We start from the raw sequence: 8,733 nt of genomic DNA, 5'->3' as shown, positions 1-8,733 counted from the left end.
TGTTCGCTCGACTTGCATGTATTAGGCACGCCGCCAGCGTTCGTCCTGAGCCAGGATCAAACTCTCCATAAAAGAAATTTGATTAGCTCAAATTGTTTTGCTGGCATCATGTTTGATGTCCAAAATTGTGTTTCGTTCACTAGCAAAACTAGCTACTTAAAACTTTATTTATTACGTTTTGCTTGTTCAGTTTTCAAGGTTCATTTAGCTACCATCTCTCGACAGCAACTTTTAAATTATAACATTTCTCTACTTTGTTGTCAACACTTTTTTAAAATGTTTTTTTCAAAATCATCGGAGACAACTTTTAAAGTATATTATAATCAATTATTCATGTCAACATGTTTTTTCAAATTGTTTTTGAAGTTCAATGTTGTAAATTGCATCGTCTTAACGACAAGTAATAATTTATCACGTTAGAAAAAACTTCGCAAGCATTTTTTACACAAAATCTAATTTTATTTAATAAACCTGCTTTAATAAGCTATTTTGTGTATTTACGAGAATCGTAAATCATAATATCTTTCCTTATTTATTATTTGTTTTACTATACATCTCTTTCTATTAAATCTCAATATCTTAAATTAAAATACTACTTACTTTTCAAGCTAAATATAACTCATAAAATTTAGTGTAAAATTACTTCCTAATAACTACAAAATCTAATTATGTTGTTTAGGTCTTAGTTGGTTTTTTAAAATGCATTAAATGAAAATAAGCATGCGCTAAAGCAGAAGTACTTTAGCGCATGCTTATTTCTAATAGTCCCTATCTTATTTCATTACCTTGAGGGTCAACTATATTTAAGCACCACAAGAAGTTATCCCATGCAGAATACCAGCCACTAAAGATTTCAGAAGAATCGTCCCAACGAACATCAAATTTCTTATGGCCATCTATTTCTACTAAATATAAAGTAAGTGTCTCGTCTTTTTTAGCAACGACTAATTTCATACCATGCTCAAGCTCTTCCTCCGTAAATGGAACATCAGAAACAGAACGTAATTGTGCCTGTTCAAATACTTGTTTGTTAATAATTTTGTAATTCATTATAAGCCCCCAATAAAATACTTCTTTTTTATACTTATTGTATTTAAAAACATAGAACTATAAAAGTATAACCTAAATATAATCTACGTTTAAACAACTTAATTTTTTTCATTGAACAAAAAGAAGAGAACTCACCTATCCCGTGAATTCTCCTCTTAATCCATTGACTGCTCTATAATAGCTCTATAAAGAGCCTACGCCGTAATTTATTTTGTAATATGACGCATTGTTGGGAACAATAATACATCACGAATTGATGGTGAATTTGTTAGTAGCATAATTAAACGGTCAATACCAATACCTAAACCACCTGTTGGAGGCATACCATATTCTAATGCTTCAATGAAATCATTGTCCATTTCATGTGCCTCATCATTACCTGCTTCTTTTTCTGCTAATTGTGCTTCAAAGCGTTGGCGTTGGTCGATAGGGTCATTTAACTCTGTGAAGGCATTGGCGTGCTCACGACGAACGATAAATAACTCAAAGCGATCTGTAAAACGCTCGTCCTCTGGATTTTTCTTCGCAAGAGGTGAGATTTCTACTGGGTGACCATACACAAATGTAGGCTGTACAAGCGTCTCCTCTACTTTCTGTTCGAAGAATTCATTGATAATATGACCTACTTCGTGTACATCCTTCACTTCAACTCCATGCTCTTTAGCAAGTGCTTGTGCTTGTTCTTTTGTCATCGGCTGCCAGAAGTCTACACCTGTTGCCTCTTTTACAGCGTCAACCATATGAACTCGTTTCCAGCCTACAGCAAGGTTGATTTCATCTTCACCATATTGAACTGAAGTTGTACCAAGAACTTCTTGGGCAACATGCGCAATAAGGTTTTCAGTTAGAGACATGATATCTTGATAATCAGCATACGCTTCATATAGTTCAATCATTGTAAATTCAGGGTTGTGGCGTGTTGAAATTCCTTCATTACGGAACACACGTCCGATCTCGTAAACTTTTTCTAAACCACCAACTATTAAACGTTTTAAATGCAATTCGATGGCAATTCGCATATATAATTCCATATCAAGGGCATTGTGATGCGTAATAAATGGACGAGCTGCTGCGCCACCAGCAATTGTGTGAAGCATTGGTGTTTCTACTTCTAAGTATCCAGCATTATCTAAATAATTTCGGATTGCACGAATAATTTTTGAACGCGTGATAAATGTCTTTTTGCTATCTTCATTTGTCATTAAATCTAGATAACGTTGGCGATAACGTTGCTCAACATCCTGTAAGCCGTGGAATTTCTCTGGCATAGGACGTAGCGCTTTTGTAAGGAATGTGAATTCCTCAGCCTTTACAGAAAGTTCTCCCACTTGTGTACGGAACACGTTACCACGCACACCTACGATATCTCCTAAATCAGCTTGTTTAAATAATTCATACGCTTCTTCGCCTACATGATCTTGACGAACATAAATTTGAATTTGACCATTTAAATCTTGAATATGTGCAAAGCCAGCTTTTCCTTTACCACGTTTCGTCATAATACGGCCCGCAATAATTACCTCTTGAAGGTTTTCCTCAAGCTGTTCTTTTGTTTGATCTGCAAATTGCTCACGTACTTCTGTTGATAAATGTGTACGTTCAAAACGGCTTCCAAATGGATCTTGCCCATTTTCTAGTATCGTTGTCATCTTTTGGCGTCTCACCAATAGTTGATCATTTAATTCTTCTATATTTGACACTTGTTTCACTCCTTAAGTAAATTGTCCGCGTTTACGTCCATAATATTTCTATTGTACACAATTTTAGTGCTGTAATCATCTGTTTCAATTTATTTTCAATCCAATATAAAATAATTAATAATTCTAAAAATTAAAGATGCTGCCGAAAAGGCGCCTCTATCAAATTATAGAGACGCCCATATTAAAACTATATAATTAATTCTTTGACTTCTGGAACAATCAATTTAGATTCGCTTTCTTCATACTCCTGTACAAGACTATTTAATAGTACCCGAAGTTCTGCCGCAGTTTCTGTTTGGTTAATAGCATTGCGGGCCTTACCATTACCTCGGATTCCTTTTAAATACCATGATGCATGCTTACGCATTTCTCGTACTGCAATTCCTTCTCCTTTTAATTGAAGAAGTCGTTCAAAGTGTAGTAAACATACGTCCATTTTTTCGCGTACACTTGGCTCTTCTTTTAATTCACCAGTTGCTAGGTATTGAACCGTACGATAGATCATCCATGGATTACCTAAAGCAGCACGTCCAATCATTACTGCATCTACACCTGTAGTTTCCAGCATACGTTTAGCATCTTGAGGTGTTTCCACGTCACCATTACCTAGCACAGGAATGCTGACATTTTCCTTCACTTGACGAATGTAATCCCAGTTCGCTTTACCTTCATACATTTGTACACGTGTACGACCATGAACTGCTACTGCAGCTGCACCTGCACGCTCAACCGCTTGAGCGTTTTCAATTGCAAAGATATGTTCTTCATCCCAACCAATACGCATTTTTACGCTAACCGGCTTTTTAACAGCATCCACAACAGCCGCTACCATCTCATATACTTTATTAGGATCAAGTAGTAAACGTGCTCCCGCTTCACATTTTATAATTTTATTAACAGGACACCCCATGTTGATATCAATAATATCAGCAGTCGTATTTTCATCCACATATTTCGCTGCTTCTACTAAGGTTTCTTTATCTCCACCAAAGATTTGCAGTGAAAGAGGATTTTCACGTTCATCGATATAAAGCATACCTAATGTTTTTTCATTTTTTTGGACAATGCCCTTATCACTAATCATTTCAGCGTATACGAGACCTGCCCCAAACTCCTTAACCGTTAATCGGAAAGCAGAGTTACAAATCCCAGCCATTGGCGCTAATACTACGCGGTTGTCCATGACAATATCGCCAATTTGAAATGGCTTCTCTGTTGACTGACCCAACGTTTTTCTTCCTCCTCTATAGGCTTTACCTATTTTCTCTATCTATCATTAATGCTATACGCTGATAATTCATTCCTATACAATTACTTAATTCACCGCTGACAGCTCATTAAAGGGTTTCCAGAAGATTACGCCTTCCTTTTCACAATCCATTTGCTGTAACAGATCATGCGCTTGTTGTAGCTGTTCATCGAATGGTGATGGTGTAATCTCTACAAGTGGTACTAGGACGAATGCTCGCTCGTACATTCTTGGATGAGGAACAATTAAGTTCTCCGTTTCAATATTCTCTTGATTGTAAAGTAAAATGTCAAGATCAATAACTCTTGGGCCCCAGCGGAATTCTCTTACACGCCCTAATTCCCGTTCGATTTCTTGGCAAATATTCAGCATCTCAACAGACGATATAGCTGTTTTTAGATGAACAGCTATATTTAAAAAATCGGCCTGATCCGTAAAACCTACAGCAGCTGTTTCAAAAACAGATGAAACACGAATCAACTCTAGTTCCTTCTTATCCTTTAAAAGGTCTACTGCGTGCCGAAGATTCTCATATCTCTCCCCCATATTTGTTCCGATAGATAAATAGACATCCTTCATTAGAAATCCCCCCTCGTAACCTCAACAGAGACTTCTTTATAATAACCATGAATAGGTGGGTCTGGTTTAATAAGCTCTACACGAACTCCTTTTACTTTATCAGGATAGGTTGCTAAAATCACATTTGCTATTTTCACAACAAGAGCCTCAATAAGCTTAAACGGTTCACCCTCTACAATATCCCGACATAACGCATATACCTCTGCATAATTTACGGTATAAGAAAGATCATCCGTTTCACCGGCTTTTGTCATGTCTACTGCAAGCGAAACATTTGCTCGAAAGCGTTGGCCTAGAGTAGTTTCAGCTGCTAATACACCATGATAACCATAAAACTGCATGTCCTTTAAATGAATATAATCCATCAGGCTTCCTCCTTAAACAAACGTTTACCCACTAATACATCCGTCATATACGTTGCCCGCACCATTTCCTTTACATCATGAACTCTTATCATATGACAACCCTTTTCAACTCCATAAACCACTGTGGCGCTTGTCCCTTCAAGACGTTCCTCAACAGGTAAGTTCAAGACATTACCAATCATTGATTTACGTGATGTTGCTAATAATACGGGATAGCCCATAGCCACTAAATCCGATAAGTGTTGCATCATAGCTATATTTTGTGCAGTATTTTTAGCAAAGCCGATACCTGGATCTAAGATGATATGATGATCGGGAACTCCCGCTTGCCGTGCAATGGCAATACTTTTTTCTAAATCTGCCTTTGCAGTCGTCCAAAAATCAACACCATAATCCATATTTTCACGATTATGCATTAGAATGATCGGAACATGTAAGTCTGCAGCAACCTGAGCAATTTCTGGTTCTGCCTTTGCTCCCCAAATATCATTGATGATATGTGCGCCCGCTTCAATTGCGGCACGCGCCACACTTGCTTTATACGTATCAACTGAAATAATGACCTTTACTTCTTGTGCTATCGCTTGAATAACAGGCACGATGCGTGCAATTTCATCTTCATCTGAAATACGCTCGTACCCAGGACGTGTAGATTCTCCACCTACATCGATAATTTTTGCTCCTTCAGCCACCATTTTTTTCGCTTGAGTAACAGCAGCCTCCACATTGTTATACTTTCCTCCATCAGAGAAAGAGTCTGGGGTAACATTTAGAATCCCCATAACAAATGTTTCTTGTCTATAGTCTAATGTAATACCATTAATCGTTAATGGTTTCGTATATTTTTCTAGCATGTAAACGCTCCTTCTATCCTTGTTCCACTTCTTGAACAAATGCGCTATGCAAAATGGTATAAATAGGTCCTTTATTGCCTAAAAATCGCTGGTTCTCCAAGCTACTAATAGGCACAAGTTCTTGTACTGAATTGGTAACGAAGCATTCCGTACTTTGTAGTAAATCCTCTTTTGTATAAAAGCCTTCCTGTACGTCAAGGTTTAGCGCTTTAGCCTTTTCTATAACCCATGCACGAATAATTCCTGGTAAAATACCTGTCTCCAAAGAAGGCGTATATAGTATATCATTTTTTACCCAAAATATATTTGATGTCACACCTTCAGCTACATAGCCTGATTCTGTTAAAAAGAAACCTTCTTGTTGAGCCAGTGATGGCATTTCAAAGCGACCAAGCACGTTATTGCCGTAATGGTGCGATTTAACACGAAATGCTTGTTCAGGTGTATTGCGTGGTATGGTAAGCCATTGTGCAAACTTTTCAGTACCACGCGGTGTGTCTTGAAGTTCCTTGCGAAAAATGATGACATTTGGTTGCCTATATTCTGTTGGCTGTAATCCAATATTATGTTGACCCGCAGATACATTTAAACGGAAGTAACCATCCTGACCGCCAGCAAGTTGATTTAGTTGTTGCACAGCCTCAAGTAATACACTTTCAGGATAGTTTAAATGAATGTGATATTGTGATAAAGCATGCTGTAATCTTTCCATATGTGCTTCCCAGTAAAATACCTGACCACCATATGTTCGGAACGTTTCAAAAAATCCTAATCCATATAAAAATCCATGATCAAATGGCGAAATTCTCAAATCCTGGGCCGCCATATAGTTTCCGTTCATCCAGCACTGCATCTATTTCACTCCTTCTACATACATTTCTATAAATTGGCGAAGAAGTTGTTTTCCTTGCTCTGTCATAATGGATTCTGGATGATATTGTACACTCTCAATAGGATATTCCTTATGACGTAAACCCATAATTTCTCCTTCTTCTGTCCAAGCTGTTACTTCTAGACAAGCTGGTAATGTCTCATTTTCTACAATAAGAGAATGATAGCGAGTTGCTTGGAATGGATTTGGCATGCCTTTATGCAAACCTACTTCGGCATGCAGCACGGGTGAAGTCTTCCCATGCATTAAACGTTCCGCTTGTATGACTTGGCCACCAAACACCTGTGCAAGCGCCTGATGTCCAAGACAAACCCCTAAAATTGGAATATTTCCCGCGAAATATTTAATAATGTTCAGGCTTTCTCCCGCCTCATTTGGACTACATGGCCCTGGAGAAATAACAATCATATCTGGCGCAAGTTGTTCTATTTCTTCTACTGTAATAACATCATTACGTTTTACTACTATGTCATGACCAAATTCACCCAAATATTGGACGATGTTATAAATAAATGAATCATAGTTATCGATCATCAAAATCATATTACTCGCTCCTCTGCCATTGCCTTTGCCTGCCACATTGCTTTCGCTTTATTTAAAGATTCCTGATACTCTCTTTCCGGAACAGAGTCAATGACAATGCCTGCTCCAGCTTGAATATGCGCAACCCCATCTTTTACAAACGCTGTACGGATTACAATATTAAACTCCATATCACCTGTAAAGCCTAGCCAGCCGATTGAGCCTGTATATAAACCACGTCGTACAGGCTCTAATTCTTCAATAATTTCCATAGTGCGGATCTTTGGCGCTCCTGTAATTGTCCCACCTGGAAACATTGCACGAATAACATCTGCATTCGTTTTACCTTCTGCTATTTCTCCACGCACATTCGAAACGATATGCATAACATGTGAATAGCGCTCAATGACCATAAACTCATCCACTTCTACTGTTCCATAGGTGGATACGCGTCCTAGATCATTGCGCTCTAAATCCACTAACATTACATGCTCAGCACGCTCTTTATCATTATCAATTAATTCTTGAGCCAACGCTAAATCTTCCTCTTCGGACTTTCCTCTTGGTCGAGTGCCTGCGATTGGTCTCGTCGACAACTCATTGCCTTGACGCTTGACTAGTAACTCTGGCGATCCCGAAACAACGGAAAAATCAGGTGCTTCAATATAAGCCATATATGGTGACGGATTAAACGCTCGTAGTGCCTCATAGACATCTATTGCAGGTGCATTGAGTTTCTTAGACTGACGAACAGATAAATTCACCTGAAAGACATCACCTTGCGCGATATACGTTTGTATTTTTTTAACCGCTGCCTCAAAATCGTCGCCTGCAAATGAAACAAGCAACTCATTTTCATCATTCTTAACTTCTGTAGCAGTTGTTTTCTCAAATTTGCGCGCATCTAATCCAGCCTGTGCTGCAACCTGCCAGATGTTAGCCCATTCTTCCAAATTAACCTCATTCTCTTCTAACTTCATAAGTGTCACTGTATTCGTTTGCACATCATGTACTGCCCAGCAATCAAAGATATAATAATAGATATCTGGCACTTGTAAATCATCTGTTGCCGTATTAGGAAGCTCCTCAATTTTACGAGCGTAATCATACGACACAAAACCAATAGCCCCTCCCTGAAAAACAGGTAGCTCTGTATTATAAGAAACCTGATACTCCGCCACAAGCTCTTCTAGTAAATCAAGGGACTCACCTTGTAAAACTTCCTGTCGGCCATTTCTCCAATTTACGAAAAGCCCACCCTCTACTGATCGTGCGGTAGCTAATGGATTCCACGCAGCTATTGAAAAATGTCCACCACGTCCACTCTCTAAAAACACATGCGCTTGCTGCGTCTCTGTCTGCCTTTTATAGCTATAAAAAAATGAATCTGCATCCATCGTTAATGTTTTTGTAAGTATTGTTTTCAAGTTATTTTCCCCTTTAAACATATGATGTGATTCCATCTTAACTTGATTATTACATAGAAGCGAATATTTTTATAATTTTCATAGTGCCATAGTTT

9 protein-coding genes and 1 rRNA gene are annotated in these 8,733 nt (G+C 38.1%); all 10 read right to left on the bottom strand.

Annotated elements, in window-relative coordinates; translation table 11 throughout:
- Positions 1-72 (bottom strand): 16S ribosomal RNA (locus tag NY607_RS23045); the annotation flags it as partial.
- A gap of 696 nt (positions 73-768) precedes the next feature.
- A complete protein-coding gene (locus NY607_RS23040) occupies positions 769-1,050 on the bottom strand; it encodes a hypothetical protein (protein ID WP_131522625.1) in 282 nt (93 codons plus the stop codon).
- A 206-nt stretch (positions 1,051-1,256) separates the two neighbouring features.
- Complete coding sequence (lysS, locus tag NY607_RS23035; RefSeq protein WP_193767458.1) at positions 1,257-2,759, bottom strand: lysine--tRNA ligase; 1,503 nt, start codon at positions 2,757-2,759, stop codon at positions 1,257-1,259.
- 178 nt (positions 2,760-2,937) lie between these two features.
- Complete coding sequence (dusB, locus tag NY607_RS23030) at positions 2,938-3,978, bottom strand: tRNA dihydrouridine synthase DusB (protein WP_004229121.1); 1,041 nt, start codon at positions 3,976-3,978, stop codon at positions 2,938-2,940.
- A gap of 87 nt (positions 3,979-4,065) precedes the next feature.
- Entirely contained in the window at positions 4,066-4,578 is a 513-nt protein-coding gene (gene folK, locus NY607_RS23025) for a 2-amino-4-hydroxy-6-hydroxymethyldihydropteridine diphosphokinase (protein ID WP_131522623.1), read from the bottom strand.
- Complete coding sequence (gene folB, locus NY607_RS23020) at positions 4,578-4,943, bottom strand: dihydroneopterin aldolase (protein ID WP_004229125.1); 366 nt, start codon at positions 4,941-4,943, stop codon at positions 4,578-4,580. The genes folK and folB overlap by 1 nt, the downstream gene beginning before the upstream one ends.
- A complete protein-coding gene (folP, locus tag NY607_RS23015) occupies positions 4,943-5,797 on the bottom strand; it encodes a dihydropteroate synthase (protein WP_237899024.1) in 855 nt (284 codons plus the stop codon). Before folP ends, folB begins: the two co-directional genes overlap by 1 nt.
- Before the next feature lie 13 nt (positions 5,798-5,810).
- On the bottom strand, positions 5,811-6,650 hold the full coding sequence (gene pabC / locus NY607_RS23010; RefSeq protein WP_259420427.1) for an aminodeoxychorismate lyase: 840 nt from the start codon (positions 6,648-6,650) through the stop codon (positions 5,811-5,813).
- Complete coding sequence (gene pabA, locus NY607_RS23005; protein WP_259420426.1) at positions 6,651-7,232, bottom strand: aminodeoxychorismate/anthranilate synthase component II; 582 nt, start codon at positions 7,230-7,232, stop codon at positions 6,651-6,653.
- Positions 7,229-8,659 (bottom strand): aminodeoxychorismate synthase, component I, encoded by a 1,431-nt coding sequence (gene pabB / locus NY607_RS23000; RefSeq protein ID WP_131522619.1) that lies wholly within the window; start codon positions 8,657-8,659, stop codon positions 7,229-7,231. The genes pabA and pabB overlap by 4 nt, the downstream gene beginning before the upstream one ends.
- Positions 8,660-8,733 lie beyond the last annotated feature (74 nt).

Source organism: Lysinibacillus sp. A4 (assembly GCF_024919535.1).
GTDB classification, from domain to species: Bacteria; Bacillota; Bacilli; order Bacillales_A; family Planococcaceae; genus Lysinibacillus; species Lysinibacillus capsici.
This window is presented reverse-complemented; position numbering and strand designations above follow the sequence as displayed.

Bases quoted from the DNA above. Each gene is read 5' to 3' on its own strand.
- pabC (WP_259420427.1), bottom strand. From the start codon at position 6,650: ATGCAGTGCTGGATGAACGGAAACTATATGGCGGCCCAGGATTTGAGA.
- NY607_RS23040 (WP_131522625.1), bottom strand. From the start codon at position 1,050: ATGAATTACAAAATTATTAACAAACAAGTATTTGAACAGGCACAATTA.
- pabB (WP_131522619.1), bottom strand. From the start codon at position 8,659: ATGTTTAAAGGGGAAAATAACTTGAAAACAATACTTACAAAAACATTA.
- folK (WP_131522623.1), bottom strand. From the start codon at position 4,578: ATGAAGGATGTCTATTTATCTATCGGAACAAATATGGGGGAGAGATAT.
- folB (WP_004229125.1), bottom strand. From the start codon at position 4,943: ATGGATTATATTCATTTAAAGGACATGCAGTTTTATGGTTATCATGGT.
- pabA (WP_259420426.1), bottom strand. From the start codon at position 7,232: ATGATTTTGATGATCGATAACTATGATTCATTTATTTATAACATCGTC.
- folP (WP_237899024.1), bottom strand. From the start codon at position 5,797: ATGCTAGAAAAATATACGAAACCATTAACGATTAATGGTATTACATTA.